General features: G+C 35.1%; 11 protein-coding genes. 9 read left to right on the top strand and 2 right to left on the bottom strand.

What is annotated here, in order from left to right:
- Positions 1 to 17: 17 nt before the first annotated feature.
- Positions 18 to 986: a sugar phosphate isomerase/epimerase family protein gene (locus ACJJVT_RS19740; RefSeq protein WP_405400957.1), complete on the bottom strand. Its 969-nt coding sequence runs from the start codon at positions 984 to 986 to the stop codon at positions 18 to 20.
- A 166-nt stretch (positions 987 to 1,152) separates the two neighbouring features.
- Here ACJJVT_RS19740 and ACJJVT_RS19735 point away from each other — a divergent pair, with 166 nt between their 5' ends.
- The 7 genes from ACJJVT_RS19735 to ACJJVT_RS19705 all read left to right on the top strand — a co-directional run bounded on the left by ACJJVT_RS19735 (position 1,153) and on the right by ACJJVT_RS19705 (position 13,462).
- Positions 1,153 to 3,471 carry a chondroitinase-B domain-containing protein gene (locus ACJJVT_RS19735; RefSeq protein WP_405400956.1) on the top strand — a complete coding sequence of 773 codons (2,319 nt, stop codon included), beginning with the start codon at positions 1,153 to 1,155 and terminating at the stop codon, positions 3,469 to 3,471.
- Positions 3,472 to 3,494: 23 nt separating this feature from the next.
- Positions 3,495 to 4,547, top strand: coding sequence for a polysaccharide lyase family 7 protein (locus ACJJVT_RS19730; RefSeq protein WP_405400955.1), 1,053 nt, complete (start codon positions 3,495 to 3,497; stop codon positions 4,545 to 4,547).
- Positions 4,548 to 4,792: 245 nt separating this feature from the next.
- A complete protein-coding gene (locus ACJJVT_RS19725; protein WP_405400954.1) occupies positions 4,793 to 7,129 on the top strand; it encodes a chondroitinase-B domain-containing protein in 2,337 nt (778 codons plus the stop codon).
- 5 nt (positions 7,130 to 7,134) lie between these two features.
- On the top strand, positions 7,135 to 9,363 hold the full coding sequence (locus ACJJVT_RS19720) for an alginate lyase family protein (RefSeq protein WP_405400953.1): 2,229 nt from the start codon (positions 7,135 to 7,137) through the stop codon (positions 9,361 to 9,363).
- Between the two features lie 20 nt (positions 9,364 to 9,383).
- Positions 9,384 to 9,758 carry a cupin domain-containing protein gene (locus ACJJVT_RS19715; protein ID WP_036156630.1) on the top strand — a complete coding sequence of 125 codons (375 nt, stop codon included), beginning with the start codon at positions 9,384 to 9,386 and terminating at the stop codon, positions 9,756 to 9,758.
- A 90-nt stretch (positions 9,759 to 9,848) separates the two neighbouring features.
- A complete protein-coding gene (locus ACJJVT_RS19710; RefSeq protein ID WP_405400951.1) occupies positions 9,849 to 11,102 on the top strand; it encodes an Nramp family divalent metal transporter in 1,254 nt (417 codons plus the stop codon).
- 41 nt (positions 11,103 to 11,143) lie between these two features.
- Positions 11,144 to 13,462 (top strand): chondroitinase-B domain-containing protein, encoded by a 2,319-nt coding sequence (locus ACJJVT_RS19705; RefSeq protein WP_405400949.1) that lies wholly within the window; start codon positions 11,144 to 11,146, stop codon positions 13,460 to 13,462.
- Between the two features lie 43 nt (positions 13,463 to 13,505).
- On the opposite strand, the gene ACJJVT_RS19700 is transcribed toward ACJJVT_RS19705, so the two are convergent.
- Positions 13,506 to 14,600: a type I phosphomannose isomerase catalytic subunit gene (locus ACJJVT_RS19700; protein WP_405400948.1), complete on the bottom strand. Its 1,095-nt coding sequence runs from the start codon at positions 14,598 to 14,600 to the stop codon at positions 13,506 to 13,508.
- A 623-nt stretch (positions 14,601 to 15,223) separates the two neighbouring features.
- Between ACJJVT_RS19700 and ACJJVT_RS19695 the strand changes: the two genes are divergently transcribed.
- Together ACJJVT_RS19695 and ACJJVT_RS19690 are read left to right on the top strand one after the other, a co-directional pair.
- Positions 15,224 to 18,427 (top strand): SusC/RagA family TonB-linked outer membrane protein, encoded by a 3,204-nt coding sequence (locus ACJJVT_RS19695; protein WP_405400947.1) that lies wholly within the window; start codon positions 15,224 to 15,226, stop codon positions 18,425 to 18,427.
- A gap of 10 nt (positions 18,428 to 18,437) precedes the next feature.
- A complete protein-coding gene (locus tag ACJJVT_RS19690; RefSeq protein ID WP_405400946.1) occupies positions 18,438 to 19,772 on the top strand; it encodes a RagB/SusD family nutrient uptake outer membrane protein in 1,335 nt (444 codons plus the stop codon).
- Positions 19,773 to 19,781 lie beyond the last annotated feature (9 nt).

Raw genomic sequence — 19,781 nt, 5'->3', positions numbered from 1 at the left:
TGATCTGAAAATTTATATTATTCCGCTTTTTTCCATGCTTCCTTGATAAAGGTTAAATCCTTTTTCATCTTAGCGAACACTTCTTTTTTATCTATTGTAATTTTTGATGCACCGTGCTCTGCCCCGCCCAGATCATATTCTAAATGTAATGATATTGGCACGTTGATTTTGTACTTTTTAAGTAAAGAAAAGTATCGGTTAAAATCTATCATACCTTCCCCTAAAGGTGTATTGATAGGCTCCCATACTCCATCTTTCTTTCCCCATTTAAAATCTTTAATAACTATAGATTTAATATACGGCTGAATGCGTCGCAAATCTAACTCCCAACTTTTGCCGCCTTCTACTACTGCATGCCTTATATCATACTGACATCCTAAAAATTCAGTATCCGTTTTTGAAAAAATTGTAGGCAAATCCCAAATTGGTGCCCCTACGTGATTACCTGCATGATTTTGATAGCATCCGATTAATCCTAATTCCTTATTTAAGATTTCTAAATGTTTAGCCTGCGTGGCATATAATGCCAGACTTTCTTCTATTGATTTTTCTTCGGGATAGCTTAACCAACCCGTTCGGTAATATTGGAACCCTAAAGTGCTAGCTGTCTTTAAAACTTTTTGCTGACCGGCATCTGTAATATCCCAAACATTGGTGGTCATCATCTTGGGCTTCAATCCATATTTTTTCATGGCTTCTACTGACGCCAGTAAATCTTCATCTACCCTGTCTGGTAATACATGCCCTTTGGGGCGTACTGTTAAATCTAACCCATTAAAACCCATTTCTGCTGTTGCGGCAGACATCTCATTATAATCAAGAAATTGTAAATGTTTAGAGAATAGGTGTACTTCAGCACTATCATCTGTAGTTAAAAATGGTTTTAGAAAATCACTATCTAACTGTACCAAAGGTATGCCCGCCAAAGCCATAGCTGATTTTTTCGCAAAATTCCTTCTAGAAACACCCTTTTTATCTTCTCTCATTTTTGATATCTCTTTTATATTTTATTAATAGGTTTTGTGTTAATTAGTTGTCATTCTTACAAATATATGTATTTTTGGTCAACCAAACTGGTTAACCAGTTTATAGTGATTGCACAATAAATCACAGACCTACATTGAGTTTCAAACCAGATTAATATACTATCTAATGAAAAAGTATTTCATACTATTAGCTTCCGTTTTCTTACTACTTTCTTGTGGTGAAGAATCAACCAGTAACGCTATCACTGTAAACGATATTAATGAATTGAATACAGCTATATCAAAAGCAAAACCTGGCGATGATATTGTTATGGTTAATGGAGATTGGAAAGACGTAAACATCAAATTTGTTGCCTACGGTAATGAGCAAAACCCTATTACTTTACGAGCAGAAACTCCTGGCGAAGTATTAATTACCGGTACTTCTGATTTAAAACTTGCCGGTGAGTATTTGAATGTAAATGGCTTAACCTTCACTGATGGATCATCTCCATCTTCAGCAGTTATCGATTTCGGTATTAGTGAAGACTCCGTTGCAAACCATTGTAAGATTACCAATTCTGCTATTATAGATTTCAACAAAGCACAACGTAATCAAACAGATTTATGGGTATTATTTAAAGGTCGGCACAATGAGCTAGACCATTGCTATATTTCAGGAAAGTCGAATAGAGGACCAACGGTTAGAATTGATTTGGCAGGTAATAATAGTATTAAGAATTACCATAAAATTACCAATAACTATTTTGGACCTCGACCACCTAAAGGCGGACCTAGTGCCGAGACCATTCAACTTGGTAATAGCTTTACCTCTATGGCCCCTAGTTATACTTTAGTTGAAAATAACTTTTTTGACCACTGTAATGGTGAAGTAGAGATTATTTCTAGTAAAACCAATTTCAATGAATTTAGAAATAATGTGTTTTATAAAAGCGAAGGTTCTCTTGTTACAAGGCATGGTAACTACTGCATTATTGATGGCAATGTATTTATAGGAGATGAAAATTCTGAACAAATAGGTGGTATTCGATTAATAGGAACAGGACATTGGGTGACCAATAATTATTTCTATAACTTAAATGGTAAAACTTTTAGGAGTCCGCTTGCCGTAATGAACGGAATTCCAAAATCACCTTTGAATAGATATTTACAAGTTACAGATGTTGTTGTAGCCAATAATTCTTGGGTAAATTGTGAATCACCTTGGCAATTTGGTGTAGGATCAAATACCGATCAAAAAGATATTTTACCTAAATCTGAGATTCGATCTGCTACTCCAATTCGAACTATTGTAGCAAATAACCTTATTTATAATGATAAGGGTGACAAGCAACCTATCGTTGAGCACGATTCTATTGATGGTGTTGATTTTAAAAGTAATGTAATCAATAATCAAGGGGTGATGTTTAAGGCTGTTGACGGACTTACCCAAAAAGATTTCGGTACCACTGTAGCCGATGGTGATATTTTAATGCCAGATAGTTCGTTGTCTAGCTTTGAACTTTATAACGGATTTGAATTTGACCAGATCAAAGCCGATTTGTTCGGTAACTCTAGAGCTGACAAAAATTTGGTCGGTGCTGTTATTGGTAAGCCAGTGAATAAAAAAGATATGATGGATGTATCGCAATATGGTCCTGACTGGTATTCTAAAACAACTTCTACGAGCACCGAAAACAAAACACATTCAGCAAGTACCGTTGCCGAGCTTACCAGCGCCCTTGCAACTGCAAATAGTGGAGATACTATTGTACTATCTGCCGAGCGTTACAATTTAGATACCCCTTTAATAATTAATAAAGGTATTACCATAATGGCTACTACCTCTGATACAAAAGCCATTATTCAATATAAAGGAGCATCTGAAACTCCGGCTTTTGAAATGAATCCTAAAGGGCAACTTACACTTAAAAATGTTCAACTTATTGGAGCTAAAGAACAGTATGCTTTTGCTAGTTTAAAGAACAATATGTCGAGCCTGTACAATTTAACCGTTGTCGATTGTGAAATATCGAATTTCGTTTATGTTTTAAAAGCATACAAGCTTTCGTTCTCTGAACATATTACTTTCAAATCTACTCAAATTAAAGATTGCGCAAATGGTTTAGAATTGTCTGAAGAAACAGATGATAAGGGGGAATACAATGCCGAGAACATCACCATTGAAAATTGTTTATTTGATGGGATTGCGAGTAATGTCCTGGACTACTATAGAGGTGGCTATGATGAATCTACGGTTGGTGGTAATTTAATAGTAACTAACAGCACATTCACACATTGCGGATCTAAAGCTGAAGAAGGACTACTTCTTAATACTTACGGTATTATCAATGTAAACCTTGCTAACAATAAATTCATTGACAACCCTGTAAAAATAGTCGCGCGCCTTTGGGGTGCAAAAAACAACAAGGCTTCTAACAATGAAATAAAAAATTCCGGGGAGCTGGTTGTACAAGAAAACCTTCCCCTTAAACTTATGTATTAATACCACGCAAAAATATATTACCAATGAAAAAATCAATAATTACCATCATAGCAGTAGTAGCTTTATTTGCCTGTAAAGACAACTCAAAGAAAACTACAGTTTCTAATGAAGAATCAACGACCGAAGGTGAAACTGCCGTTAAATACCCAAGTGATGTTATTCCGTTTATGGCCGAATGGAAAATTCTATTAGGTGATGGCACCTACGAGGATAACCTTAAAGATTACGCCAAAGATGATTTCTTTTATGTTGCTAATGACGGAAAAACGGATTGGGTAGTTTACAAAACACCAAATAGCGGCATAACATCTCGTACATCTAGCAATACAAGAACAGAACTAGGACAAAAAGCACATTGGATACCAGAAACTGGCGGAAAATTAACCGGAACTTTAAAAGTACAACACGTATCTACCTCTGGCGATGCAAGAGTTGCCGCTTCTTATGCTGTTGTAGTAGGACAAATACATAGTGATGAGGGACATGAGAATGAACCTATAAAGATATTCTACAAGAAATTTCCCGGACATACAAAAGGATCTGTTTTCTGGAATTATGAAATCAACACAGAAGGTGATAATTCAAAAAGATGGGATTACTCATCAGCTGTTTGGGGTAATGACATGTCTGTTGTTGGATCAGACGCAACGACCGCTCCAGAAGAACCAAAAAATGGTATTGAACTAGGTGAAGAGTTCAGCTATGAAATCAATGTTTATAAAGGCATCATGTACCTAACTTTTACAAGTGAAGGTCATGAAACCGTAAAATTCACCAAAAACCTATTGGCGTCAGAATTTACTAAAACCTTACCTGAGCAAATTAAAACACTATATGCCTCAATAGGGCGTGATGGCCTAGAACGTGAAAATGCATATGCTGGTGAGATTCAGTATTTCAAACAAGGGGCTTACAACCAAACCAATGGTAAATCTCCTGAAGATAATATCGTATGGAGTACTGGTGCCGATACTTATGATGGCGATATTGCAAAGCAATATGCAAATGGTGATTATGCAGAAGTGTGGTTTAGAGAAGCAACGGTAGGTGCAGGTACTAAACCAAATGAGGAATAGCATTCAGTTTTCTTATAGGGTTATTTTGAAGTTTATTTAGACCATAAACAAATCACTTTTTATGTGACCAAATAGACTTCTAATTACTGATAGATTTACAAGTAATGAAATTTATCTAATTGATGATTTTTAAAGTAGATATTTATCGATTCGTAATTTAAACCACCCTTTTTATGTTAAATATTTGCTAGTCTTGCAAATATCCTTATTTTTGGTAAACCAATTTGGTTAACCAATTTCAACTCATGAAACGATATCACCTTCTATTCTTATCTGTTTTTATATGCCTAGCATATTCCTTTTCAACACCACAACAAACTTATAACGTAAAAAATGTAGCAGAGTTTACAGCTATACTTCAAAAAGTACAGCCTGGTGATAGTATCGTTCTCGCCAATGGTGTTTGGATGGATTCTGAACTACTCTTCGAAGCAAATGGTACCGCAGAAAATCCGATTACGCTTATAGCAGAAGAAAAAGGAAAAGTGATTTTATCTGGCGCATCTAATTTAAGAATCGCCGGTGATCATTTAATCGTAAAAGGTCTTGTATTCAAAAACGGTTATACGCCGACCAACGCTGTTATTTCCTTCAGAAAAAGTAGAGAACAAATGGCTAATAATTCTCGCCTTACCGAATGTGTAATCGATAACTTTAATAATCCTGAGCGTCAAGTTCAAGATTATTGGATAACCATCTACGGAAAAAATAACCGAATTGACCATAACCATATTGCAGGTAAAAAGAATTTAGGAGTTACTATGATTGTTGGTTTAGATACTGAAGACAGTAGAGCGAACAATCATCAAATAGATCATAACTATTTTGGACCACGCCCTACCTACGGAAACAATGGAGGAGAAACCTTAAGAATAGGAACTAGCCACCATGCATTAGAAAAATCCAACACCTTGGTTGAATCTAACTATTTTGATAGAACTAACGGAGAGCACGAAATCATCTCTAATAAATCTTGTAATAACACTTTTAAGTACAATACATTTTTTGAATGCGCTGGTACCTTGACTATGCGCCATGGCAACGAAACATTGGTAGATGGTAATGTGTTTATAGGAAATAATAAACCAAGTACTGGCGGCGTTCGTGTCATTAATGAAACGCAAACAGTTATTAACAACTACCATGTTGGCTTGACAGGATATCGTTTTAGAGGTGCCTTTGTAATGATGAACGGTGTACCTAATTCACCACCAAATAGGTATGTACCCGTTATCGATTCTAAAGTAAACAACAACACTTTTGTAAACTGCGATAATATTCTTTTTGGTGCAGGTAGCGATGCTGAAAGAAGTCAGGCACCAAGAACCTCTGAGTTTTCAGAAAACATTATTTACAACGATACCAAAAAAGATGTGTTTACTATTGATGACGATATTAGTGGTATAACTTTCAAGAACAACATCCTTGGTGAAAATTCAGAAACAACTATTGAAGAAGGTTTTAAGAATGCTAAGATTAAACTGGTAAAAGACAAAAACGGATTCCCGATTCCTACTTCAAACAAGATTAAAACTAAAGTTTTTATTAGTCCTAAAATCGCAACTAAAGAAAATACGGGAGCATCTTGGTATTCAAAAGCAGATAATACGGTTGCGTTAAATTCTGGTAATACTATTAACGTAGCTGCTGGTATAAATACCTTGTACGATAAAGTAAAAGAAACAAAACCTGGTGATATCATCATTCTTGAAGATGGTGGAACTTATTTACTGACCAAAGCGGTAAAAATCAACCATCCTCTTACCTTTAAAACACTTGGCAAAGAAAAAGCTACAATCTTATTTGAAAGAATGATGGCTTTTGAAATTGAAAATGGCGGTAGTCTTTCTTTAAAAAATATCACTTTTGACGGTACCAAATCCCCAGACTACGCAGGCAACTCGGTTATTAGTACTAGTAAAAAATCAATGATCGATAATTATAAATTATTCATTGATAGATGTGAGTTTAAAGACATGATCGTAAACCACTCTTTTGATGTACTACGAGTTTCAAAAGGAACTTTTGCCGACACTATTAGTATTCAAAATTCTAGCTTTAAAAACATCTCTGGTAGCATTGCAGCCTTAGATAAAGAAACTGATGATATCGGTGCTTACAATGTGGAATACTTTTTAATGAAAAACAATGCCATTAATGATTTACAAGGCGCTGCATTACGTTTGTATAGAGGTGGTAAAGACGAAAGTACCTTTGGACCATTTTTAGAAATGGAGCACAATGTATTTGACCATGTTGGTTACGGTTCTAAAAATAAATATGATGCTACCGTTTCTTTATACGGAGTTCAAGAAACAGCCATTAAAAACAATATTTTTAAAGATAGTAAGGCTATTAACATGCACCTTGTAGTCGGTGAGCCAATTGTAAAAGTTCTTAATAATGCTTTGAGTAATTCAGAAAAACTAATGGTCACAGGCAATCAAAAATACCAAGTGGAAAATCAATGGGAACTTGTCCCTGAATTTTCTAAAGACACCAACTACGCATTACCTTCAGATTCTCCATTGAAAGGAAAAGGTACTGATGGCAAAGACTTAGGCCTACTTAAAAACGAATAACAAGCATGATCAAATACTTAACAACATTGCAAATTTTTATTTGCGCTATTTTAATAACGTTCAGCGCAGCTGCACAAGAACACCCTAGCCTTATTCTCACTAAAGAGGGAGTTGAAAAAATAAGAGCAGAATTAGGTTCTGTTCCTTTATTTGATGCCTCGTTACAAAAGTTAAAAGCAGAGATCGATGCCGAAATAGCTTTAGGCATAGACACTCCTATACCAAAAGATTATTCTGGCGGCTATACTCATGTTCGTCATAAACGGAACATGATTGTAATGCAACAAGCTGGGGTGTTATATCAAATTTTAGACGACGAAAAGTATGCAAAGTATGTAAAAGACATGCTTATGCAATATGAAGGAATGTATAAAACATTACCTCTGCACCCCAAAACCAGATCTTATGCACGAGGTAAGCTATTTTGGCAATGTTTAAACGATTCTAACTGGCTGGTGTACGTTAGCCAAGCTTACGATTGTGTATATAATTATTTAAGTGCAGCCGAAAGAAAAAAGCTAGAGAAAAATCTTTTTAAACCATTCGCAGATCACATTTCAGTTGATAGTCCGCAGTTTTACCAAAGAGTACACAATCATAGTACATGGGGTAATGCAGCTGTTGGTATGATTGGTTTAGTAATGAACGATAAAGAATTAATTGATCGTGCTTTATACGGTATTCCAGATTTAGAAATGGACAAAACCGCTAAAGACGATGATGGCGGATTTATTAATAAAGAAGGTAAAGCCGGATTTCTAGCAAACATTGAAGAACCTTTTTCTCCTGATGGGTATTATAACGAAGGTCCATACTACCAGCGTTATGCCATGTATCCATTTTTAATTTTTGCAGAAGGATTACACAATGTAAAACCAGAATTGACAATTTTTGAATACAAGGACGGAGTACTTTTAAAATCAATCAATGCCCTTTTAAATTTATCTGATGCAGATGGAGATTTCTTTCCCCTTAACGACGGGCAAAAAGGAATGTCTTATTACAATGATGCCTTAGTTACTGCTGTAGATATTTCTTATTATTTCGGAAACCAAGACCCTGGATTATTAAGTATAGCAGAAAAGCAAAACAAAGTATTGTTAGACGATTCTGGTTTAGCTGTTGCTCTTGGAGTAAAAAATGGAAAAGCAAAACCTTTCGCTAAAAAATCAATTAATTTATCTGACGGTCCTAACGGAAAACAAGGTGGTGTAGGTATTTTACGAAGCGATGATTTAGAACTTGTTTTTAAATATGCAGCACAAGGCTCAAGTCATGGGCACTATGATAAGTTATCATACTCTTACAACGAAAATGGTGATGAAGTATTGCAAGATTACGGATTAGCTCGTTTTGTAAATATTGAACAAAAAGGTGGTGGTAATTATCTGAAAGAAAATAAAACTTGGGCGAAGCAAACCATTGCCCATAACACCCTTGTGCAGAATGAGAAATCTCACTACCAAGGCAAATTTGATATTGGTAGTAAGTACAATCCAGAGTTGTATCTTTTTGATGATTCTAATGCCGATATACAAATTGTTAGTGCAATAGAAACTAATGCGTATCCTGGAACAGAGATGCACAGAACAATGGCTATTATTAAAGATGATGCATTTGAAAAACCTTTGATGCTTGATATTCTACGGGTTAAGTCTGATAGTACCAACCAATATGATTTGCCCTTTTATTTTATGGGTCAAGTATTGAACACAAATTTTGAATACGAAGTTCCAAAAACACTTGAGCCTTTAGGTATTGATAGCGGCTATCAACATTTATGGTCAGAAGGTTGCGGAAGTACAACAGAAGAAAACACTAAATTGAGTTGGCTAGAAAAAGGGAAGTTCTATACCTTAACATCTGCAACCTCAAAAGATGACGAGTTAAGATTTGTAAGAATAGGTGCCAATGACCCTGAATTTAATTTAAGAAGAGAAGCTGGTTTTATTATCCGCAGAAAAGATACTGAAAACACACTTTTTGTCTCAACTATAGAAGCGCATGGAAGCTATAGTCCGGTTTCCGAATCAGCTGTTAATTCCAATAGTTCAATCTCAGCATTAAAAATAGTTTTAGACACTGTAGATTACACTGCTATTTCAATTACAACTGTTCAAGGAACTACTAAACTATTTATTATTGCAAATACCAATGCTTCAAAAGAAGCTACACATACATTAAAAATTAACGATAAGAATTATGAGTGGTCTGGTTCTTATTATTTTAAATAAAAATTAAAAGAATAAAAATTATGAAAAGATTCAGTGAAAAATACGTCATCACTAAAGACATGGAATGGGAAGTACTTGGAGGAGGAGTATCAAGAAAGTTTTTAGGTTATGACAACCAAATTATGATGGTTAGAGTAAAATTTGACAAAGGTGCATTAGGTGCCCCTCATCAACATTTTCACACACAAGCTACCTATTGCGTTTCAGGTAAATTCGAATTTGTAATTGACGGTGAGAAGCAAATAGTAGAAGCAGGTGACGGAGTTTATATTGAACCAAATTTATTACATAGTGCTGTTTGCCTTGAAGAAGGGGAACTTATTGATACTTTTAGCCCTGTAAGAGAAGATTTCTTAAGTGGTGTGGGTCCATCTTATTTCGGAGACAAAGAGTAAGACCTAATCTATTTACAGTTACTTTTTGCGGCTTTAAATAGATTTTTTGAAGTACTATTTTATATCATATTAAATGCTGAACCAATACTTATGACAACAGGAAATATGTCCTTTTCAGGAAAATTCAAAAAACGTCTCAAAGATTTTGGTCCAGCATTTTTTATTATTGGTTATGTTGTAGGTACTGGTAGTGTTACCTCAATGGTAGTGTCTGGTGCCAAATATGGTCTTAGCCTTTCATGGGCATTACTACTCTCTTGTTTTTTTACCTACTTCTTATTGGTCTCTATTAGTAAATTGACCATTGTTTCTGGAAATACCCTAATGTTCAATTTTAAAAAGACATTCGGTAAACCACTCACTATTTTTATTATTACTGCTTTACTCGTCTCTATAGTTTCATCTTGCATAGGTGTTATGGGCGTAGTGGCAGAAGTAACAATAGAATGGATTTCAGTAAAAACTTCCATTTCATTTCTTAACAAACCTGTAGTTTCCATCTTTTTTATCGCCTTACTTATCGGTCTTTTTTGGACCGGCAAACACGAAAATTTCATAAAAGCCATGAGTATTATGGTTGGCTTTATGGCTCTAGCTTTTATTATCACCAGCTTTATGGTGGTTAAAGAAGCAGGTACTTCTATTACCGAATTTTTTCCAGAATTGCCTAAAGGTGATAATAACGGATTGGTAATTGCCGGTATAGTAGGTACTACTATGGCAGGTGTTTGTTTAGCATCTCGAAGCATTCTTGTTCAAGAGCAAAACTGGGGACTAAAAGATTTAAAAACTGAAAACAAAGATGCGATGTCTTCTATGGTAATGACTTTTTTTATAAGTCTTGCCATAATGATCAGCGCAACGGGTACATTATATTTTAAAGGAGCTCCTGTTGAAGACGCTACAGATATGATGCACGCATTGGGACCATGGGCTGGCGATTTTGCCCTTACCCTATTTACATTAGGTATTATCGGTGCGGGTTTGTCATCCATCTTTCCCAACCTATTATTATTCCCTTGGTTAGTTGCTGATTACACAGGTACAGAACGCGACATGAAAAAACCGCTGTATAAACTAATTGTAGTTTTGGTAGCACTATCTGGTTTAATTGTTCCAATACTAGGAGGAAAACCAGTTTGGATATTAATTGCGTCACAAGCATTAAGCCCGTTTGTAATGCCATTGATTACACTTTTTCTAATTATCCTTTTAAACAAAGAGAGTATCATGAAAGAGTACAAAGTAGGTGTCGGTATGAATTTGGCTTTAGGTGCCACTTTTATTTTCAACTGTTATATGCTTTACGTTGCGTTAAACGGATTTATTGATTTCATTCAGTAGACAAACAAACGCTAGTTCATTTTATTTAACAAGTAACTTTTATGAAGAATTTTCTACTAGCGATTACGGTTATTATTGCACTAACTTCTTGTACAGAACATACCTCTAAAATAGGTCTTGTTGTTAATGACATTTCTGAATTAAACACAGCAATATCAAAAGCAAGCCCAGGAGATAAGATTTTATTAGCCGATGGTATTTGGAAAGATGCTGCCATTAAATTCTACGGTCACGGTACGGAAAAAGAACCAATTACCATTAGCGCAGAAACGCCTGGAAAAGTATTTCTAGAAGGCAATTCATTTCTAGAACTAGGTGGAGCATATTTAAACGTCAGCGATTTCTACTTTAGAAATGGCTACTCCCCTAACGGTGCTATTATTCGCTTTATGATCAACGAAGATAGCGTTGCCAATCATTGCCGAGTAACCAATACCGTAATAAAAGATTTTAATCAACTGAATAGGTATACCAATGACCGTTGGATAGAGCTTTACGGTAAACACAACCAATTCGACCATAATTATATATCCGGAAAATCGAATGACGGAGAAACGCTAAGAGTATTCTTCACGGGTAACCAACATATAGAAAATCACCATCAAATAGTAAACAACTATTTTGGACCACGTCCCAGAAAAGGAGGCCCTAGAGGTGAGACTATACGTATAGGTGATAGTAAAACCCGTTTTTCACCAGGTTATGTAAACGTATCAGATAATTATTTTGACGCCTGTAATGGTGAGGTCGAGATAATATCAGACAAGACAAACTTCAATTCTTTCAATCATAATATCTTTTACAAATCTGAAGGCTCTTTGGTATTACGACATAGTAATTACGCTAAAGTAAATGGTAATATTTTTATAGGTGGTGATGATTCTGAATTTTATGGTGGCATTAGAGTTGTAAATGCAGGTCATTGGATTACCAATAATTATTTCTACAAAATCAGAGGTGAAGAATTTAGGTCACCACTTGCGATTATGAACGGCATACCAATGACTCCTTTAAACAGATATCTACAAGTATCAGATGTTGTGGTCGCTTTTAATACCTGGGTAGATTGCACATCACCTTGGCAAATAGGTATTGGTCAAAATTTAGAAAGTGCCAGTGTACTGCCTGCGAGTGAAATTCGATCTGCGCCACCTATACGATCTATCGTTGCGAACAACCTGATCTATAATTCGGAGTCAGATAAAACTCCTATTATAAATCACAGTGAAATGGATGGCATTTTATTTAAGAATAATATTATTGACAATAATGGCACTGTATATTCTGAGTATGATGTACTACAAAATGGAGAAGTAAAAATGGAGCAAATTAATGAATGGCTCTTTGCTCCTGCCAATTTTAAAGATAGTATTTCGAAAGTGGTGTATAACGGATTCAATTTTAGCAAAATCGACAAAGATATTTTTGGTGCATCACGAAGCGATAAAAATCGCCCAGGTGCCATAAACGACCTTTCTTCAGCTAAAAAATTTATAATCGACAAGAAAAAGTACGGACCCGATTGGTTCTCGCCCGAAGAAGAAGTTTATGAACCTCAAATAATAAAAGCCACCGCTGCAGAAGGTGAACTTGTTGCTAAAATTCAACAGGCACACGCTGGTGACATTATAGAATTAACCGATGCCATTTATCAAATAAATACTCCCATAGCTATTGACAAAAGTATCACCATACGTTCAAAAGACGCTACTATTAAAGCTCAGTTAGTATTCACTAATGATAGCGATAGCGTGGCTTTTAAAATGAAGCCTAAAGGGAATTTAAGATTGGAACATATTATAGTAAAAGGCTTAGATAACCAGATTGCTTTTGCTCCATTGACAACAGATATGTCATCTGCCTACAAACTAGATATAGTGGGTTGTGAATTAAGCAATTTCGCCTTTATTTTAAAAGCTTACAAAGGCTCTTTTGCAAATAGTATATCACTTAAAAATACTGCTTTCAATAATTGTCTAAACGGCATAGTTCTCGCTGCAGACGAAAAAGGCGATTACAATGCCGAAATGGTTACTATTGACCAATGCGAGTTTGAAAATATTGGGCAGAATGTCATAGATTTTTATAGAGGTGGTTATGACGAATCTACTATTGGTGGTTATTTTACAATAAAAAATAGCAGCTTTACAAATTGTGGAAAGAATGAAAAAAGTGATATCCTATTAAAAACCAAGGGTATAATCAACGTGCTAATTGCAGATAACACTTTCAAGAACAATCCTGTTAGCTATGCTGCTCTTTTATGGGGAGAAAAGAATAATCATCATAAGAATAATTCAACTATAAATTCTGGTGAAATTAAAGTAGAAGAACAGCAGAAGCTAAAAATTCTATATTAAGATAATTTCTGGTTTCCGCTGTTATATTTAATTTCCAAACTCCTTATTTTGGTGGGTAACATAATAAGATTTTCGATGCTATAGTAGACTTAAACTCTACTTGGTCTATTGCTGCAGAAAAGAAAATTTCATCACCTTCCGTAAAACTGTATTCATTACCACCACTAATTATAGTTCCTTCCCCAAAGTAAATAACAGCTACAAAAAAGCTTCCATTTGCTTTAATGGTATGTGATCCGTTTAAATCTAACTCACTTAGACCAAAACAATCTGTATGAGTTTCATTGAAAATCGTATTTAAGGTATGGGTATCTGATGAATCTATCGTTTTAGGGGAAACCTTCCATCTTTTTATTGCTTCTTCATAAGAACAACCATCGTAATGAAAACAATCAAGCATATTTTGCTCCCCCACCCCTTGGTGTATTAATTCATCAGAAATTGTTAATCCTGCAGGAGTAACTTTTTCTACACGCATGGTATAATCTGTAGGCTCTTGAACTTCCATTAAAAAGCAACCACTACCAATTGCATGTGGTACACCACCATATATCATATATGCATCACCAGGGTTTACCTCTATCTTATGAAGACTGTTCAACATACCTTCTATATCTTGAGCAACAAATAAGGTTTCCCATTGCTCTTTAGTCACACCTTCTTTAAAGCCCATATAAATGACACTCTTCTCTCCATTTATTTCTCTCTTATTCAAAACGTACCATGACTCAGTTTTTCCGAAAGCGGAATTCAACATGGTCTTGGCATAATCTTTATCTGGGTGAACTTGTATCGTTAACCTTTCTTTAGAATCGAGCATTTTTATCAATACTCCCGTAGTACCAAATTTATCAGCTAATGCTTTACCTAAATACAGCTCTTTGTTCGAGGCAACCAATTCTTTTAACGAATGAGTACCTGACGGAGTTTCCACAAGAGAGAGCCCTTCGTTTTCAGGGCGACCATTGCCTCTTGCAGTTACAGTAGACATAATCCATTCTTCTGGCATGCTACCATCTACTTCTGGAACATCTTTTTTCCATTTATCAATTAATGCTCCACCTTCATAAGTTCGCCAAACTCTGTTAGAAAATTGTTTTAAAGGTATATACGCGTATTGCTCAAAATCAGTATTCATAATAATGTATTAGTGTTCATTAAAAATCATGGAAATCAATGAAAATCAATGAAAATCAAAATGTTGAATTCATGTATTTTATCCTAAAACCAAATGACTTTTTGAAAATTTAGAGAGGAAAACCGTTCAAATCTAGCAATTTATACGTGAATTATAGATAAAAAAATGCTCTAAACAGCCTGAAAAATATTCATTTAAAAAAACACTTCATTTGTTAACAAAATACCATATCCTCAATATTTGTAGTGCTTAAAAGAGGAATTCAAAAAATTTATCAAGCCCAAAGTTGTTAAAATGTATATTTCTCTTTTTTTAACGAATAAATAACATATATTTGGTAAACCAAATTGGATAACCAATTTGGGAAACCAAAATAATAGCTTACTCAAATTATTATCGAACTTAATATTAATTAAAACTCAATGACAAAAAACACCCTAAAACATTTACTAAAAACCTCTTATTGTTAGATAAGAATATTATTAAACTGTTAACACAAACTTCTAGGCAAAAGAATTAAAAAATGTAACAGAATAAAAATGAAACAAAACTCAATTTTCATTTTAGAATGCTTTAATCAGACTTTAGTTAGTCGAACTTAAATTAACATAACAAGACAACAAATGAATTTAAAAACAAAATTAGTATTAATGATGATTATGTTATTCAACATAACATTGTTTGCACAAGACGGGTACAATGTTACCGGTACTGTAAATGACAATACCGGTATACCAGTGCCAGGTGCCAATGTTGTTATTAAAAATACAACCACCGGTACTTCTACCGATTTTGACGGTAATTTTTCTATTACTGTTAAAAATGGTGACGTATTAGAATTTTCTTCTATTGGTTATGCCAAAAAAGAAGTTGCTATAACTGGTCAACAAACTTTAGATGTTATACTGGCAGAAGATGCTAGCCAACTTGAAGAGGTGGTTGTTGTAGGTTACGGTACTATTAAAAAATCTCACCTTACAGGTGCTGTGGCAAAAATTGGTGGTGCAGAGGTTGCCGCTGTTCAAGTTGCGCGTGTAGATGATGCATTAGCAGGTAAGTTACCTGGGGTAAGAATTCAAAATCAAAGTGGAGAACCAGGTTCTGCTCCAAAAATTCAGATTAGAGCCGCTTCTTCGGTTTCTGGAGATTCTGACCCGCTTATCGTAGTTGACGGATTTCCTATTTCAGGTAACCTAGCAACAGTTAACCCGAACGATATTGAAAGTTTAGAAGTATTAAAAGATGCTGCTTCTGCTGCTATTTATGGTTCTTTGGGCGCTAATGGTGTTATATTAGTGACTACTAAAAAAGGAAAGAAAGGGAAAGTTAATTTTAATTACAATACCTATACTAGTACTTCTAGCAAATATGTTAAAGACATTGAAATGCTTAAGACTGCAGGTGAATGGGCTCAAGATTTACAATCGGGTGACTATGATTTATCTAATACAGACCCAGCTTTATTACAATATAGATTAGATGCTTATACTAATGCACCTGATGTAATTAGTATGGAAGATTGGTTATTTAGAAATGGTAGTTCAACTAGCCATGATGTTAGCGTAAGCGGTGGTTCTGAAAACTTAAAAGCATTTGCTTCATTAGGTTATTTAAACACCGATGGTATCGTAAGAGGTCAAGGTTATGAAAGATACAATGGTCGTGTAAACATTGACGCCAACTTAAGTGAAAAATTAAAGGCAGGTATTAGCATGAACGGATTTGTTGGTGATCAAGAAATTGTGCCTTGGGAAATGAGAGATCTTTTAAGAGCTTATAGTATTAGCCCTGTTTACCACACACAAGAGTCTATTGATTTCGTTCAACAATTAGATCAAACTAGACAATCGGTGTACGATGCTAGTGTTGCACGTGGAGAGCCAATATCGCAACTTAGTAGTTCATTCGATAGCAACTATAGAGGTATAGGCTTAGACCCTACAAGTATTTACGATTTACAGCCAGGTGATGTAGTTAACGATTGGCAATATGGTAGAAACCAAAATGGTATTGGTGGAACTGGTGATGCTGGTGTCGGTTCTAAATTCAATGAATCTAGAAGATTCAAAAAAACATATTTTGCAAACGCTAGTTCTTATTTACAATATGAACTTTTAGAAGGATTAAATTTAAAAACCATATTCGGAGCTGATATTCAAGATACTCAAACCTATGAGTACCATGGTCAAGTAACAGATGGTCAACAAAGATCAGATCGTTCTCAGTTATCAAATTCAAGTATTAAGAAATCTACTATTTTAAGCACGACAACCTTAAGTTACGCAAAAACATTTGCTGAAAAACACGATGTTTCTGCTGTAATAGGTATGGAATTTGTTAACACTTATTTTAAAGGAACATCATCGGATGCTACAAATTTACCATTTGGTTTACCTCTTAACTATTCTTTTGTAAGTCCAGAAGATGTTAATACAACCACTATAGATGAAGCACAGTCAAGAAGAGGTTTCTTTGGTAGAGTTGCTTATGCGTACGATGACCGTTATTTAATATCTGCTTCTTTAAGAAGAGATGGTGACTCTCGTTTTGGAGCAAATGAAAAATATGCAGTTTTCCCAGCACTTTCTTTAGGATGGAATGTAAGCAACGAATCTTTTTTAGAGGATAACGAAAAATTAAGCCTACTTAAATTACGATTTAGTACAGGTTCTTTAGGTACTGCTGCTTTCTTAGGCTCATACCAATCATTAAGTATTTTAGGAACTTCCCCAACCGCATTCGGAACAGGTTTCCTTATACCAGAAGATGTAGCTAATCCAAATTTAACATGGCAAACGAACACAGAGACCAACTATGGTGTTGATTTTGGCTTCATCAATAATCGTTTTAGACTAAGTGCTGATTATTATACTTCTGATGTTAATGATATGTTGATTAATCAAAGTATATCTGAAGTTAATGGTACACCTTCTATAGCTTTAAATCGTGGTGATGTTACAAGTTCAGGTTTAGAACTAGAATTAACTACAAAACTAATAACCAATGAAAACTTTTCGTGGAATGTTAGTGCTAACTATTCTACTGTAAATTCAGAAATTACAAGTTTAGGTGCATTAGATGAATTACCAAGACAAGTTTATGGTGGTCCAAGTGGTAGAGGTGCAGAATTTAGAAACTACGTTGGTGGTGAAATTGGTGAAATGTGGGGATATGCAGTTACAAGCGAAGTTGAAACACAATTTATTAATGATCCTTCAAGAAATATAGGTTTCGGTAGTTCAGAATGGTATGTAGTTGATCAAAATGGTGACGGAGAAATCACTTATGAGGGTGACTATGTGAAACTAGGATCTGCTACTCCAGATTTTTATTGGGGTCTTTCTAGTGATATGACTTATAAGAATTTTGATTTTGCGTTCCAATTTCAAGGTTCTCAAGGTGCAGAAGTTTATAACCTTGACCCAATATACTGGAAATCTCAGTTCGGTGGTAGATTAACAGATGCTTTTGATCCTGAAGGTGATCGTATTGCTAATATTGGTCCTAACGCAGGCAAGCATTATGTTGAAACTAGAAATGCCCACGGTGCACTTGTTCAAGATGCTTCATATGTAGCATTAAGAAACCTTACTTTAGGTTATACGCTTAGTTCAGATTTAACTGAAAGAGTTGGTCTTAGTTCTTTAAGACTTTACGCTGCAGCGACGAACTTACTTTATATCATGGCAGACAATTACACCTCATTTAACCCAGAAGGTGTAGAAGTTGAAAATTCTGGCTATGCAGGTCCAACAACCTATGGTTATCAAGAAGGTGCAAGCCCTATTGTAAGAAGCTTCACTCTTGGTCTTAATGTTAATTTTTAATAAAGAAACGATGATAAAAATAAAATCTATATCCATAATAGCCATTTCCATGATGTTGATGATATCATGTGACAATGAACTAGATCAAACACCCCCTGTAGAACTTGAATCTAGTGCTTTAACAAATTTCGAAGGAGTTTTAAATGCTGCCTATTATTACCATACAGGTGTTGTTACACCACAAGCGGTAATGGGTGAATTTAGAGCAGACAATATCATTTTTGATGACGAACCACCTTATCCAGATTTTCATAAGTACAATTCAGATCTAGGAGGTTTAGCAGTATCAGAAATATTTTTTCGCCCGTTTTACAGCAATTTATATAAGTCAATTTTAAGTACTAACAATGTAATTGATAATTCTGACGACCCTACACAAATAGCCGAAGCTCAATTTTTGAGAGGATTATCTTATTTTAAATTAGTTGTCGCATTTGGTGATGTCTCGGTAAATTTATCTCCTTCACCAGATTCAGCCGATTTGTCTCTTTTAACTAGACAACCAGCAGAAAATATTTATTCTGAAATAATCATTCCAGATTTAACTAGCGCAATAGCTGGTTTAGATAATGCAGGATTGGCTACGGGGCGTGCATCTAAGATCGCAGCTCAGGGATTATTAGGTAAAGTATACATGTACATCAATGATTACCCAAATGCAAAAACTGCTCTTGAAACTGCTGTCAATGCAGCTGCCGGCGCAGGAGTTACTTTAGAACCTGATTTTGCCAATGTTGTAATAGACGAAAGTTCAGAAATTTTATTTGCAACTCAAATATCAAGCTCTATTTCAAATTCAGCTAGTGGAACTATTTTTTCTGGATGGTTTCAAGGTGGTGATACAAAGGCTGATGAACAAAACGTTACCTTAAGTTTAATAGATGCTTTTGAGGCAAGTGCTAGCGCTGGTGGTGGTACTGACTTAAGAGAAGCTTTAACAGTTGATGTGGCTGCAAGAAAAGGTGTAAAATACTTAGGTGGTCTAGATCAAGATTTTATTGAACTAAGATTATCTGATGTTATACTAATGTATGCAGAAGCGCTAAATGAAACTAGTGAACCCGCTTCTACAGTACTTCCATTATTAGACCCTATTAGAACAAGAGCAGGCTTAACAAGTTTAACAGGTACTGCAAGCTCACAAGCTGAAGTAAGAACTGTTATTGCTCAAGAAAGAAGATTAGAGCTGGCCTTTGAGGGACAAAGATGGTTCGATTTAGTTAGAACCGGTAGTGTTGATGCAACAATGGGTCAAGCTATTGACAGTAATTATTATGTGTTTCCAATTCCACCATCTGAAATACTTGCAAGTGATGGTGTAATTACACAAAACCCAGGGTATTAAGTTATAGGC

The sequence above is a fragment of the Maribacter sp. Asnod2-G09 genome, assembly GCF_045063795.1.
Classification (GTDB): Bacteria; Bacteroidota; Bacteroidia; order Flavobacteriales; family Flavobacteriaceae; genus Maribacter.
Note: the sequence above shows the minus strand (reverse complement) of the source record. Positions and strands in the feature narration are given on the sequence as shown.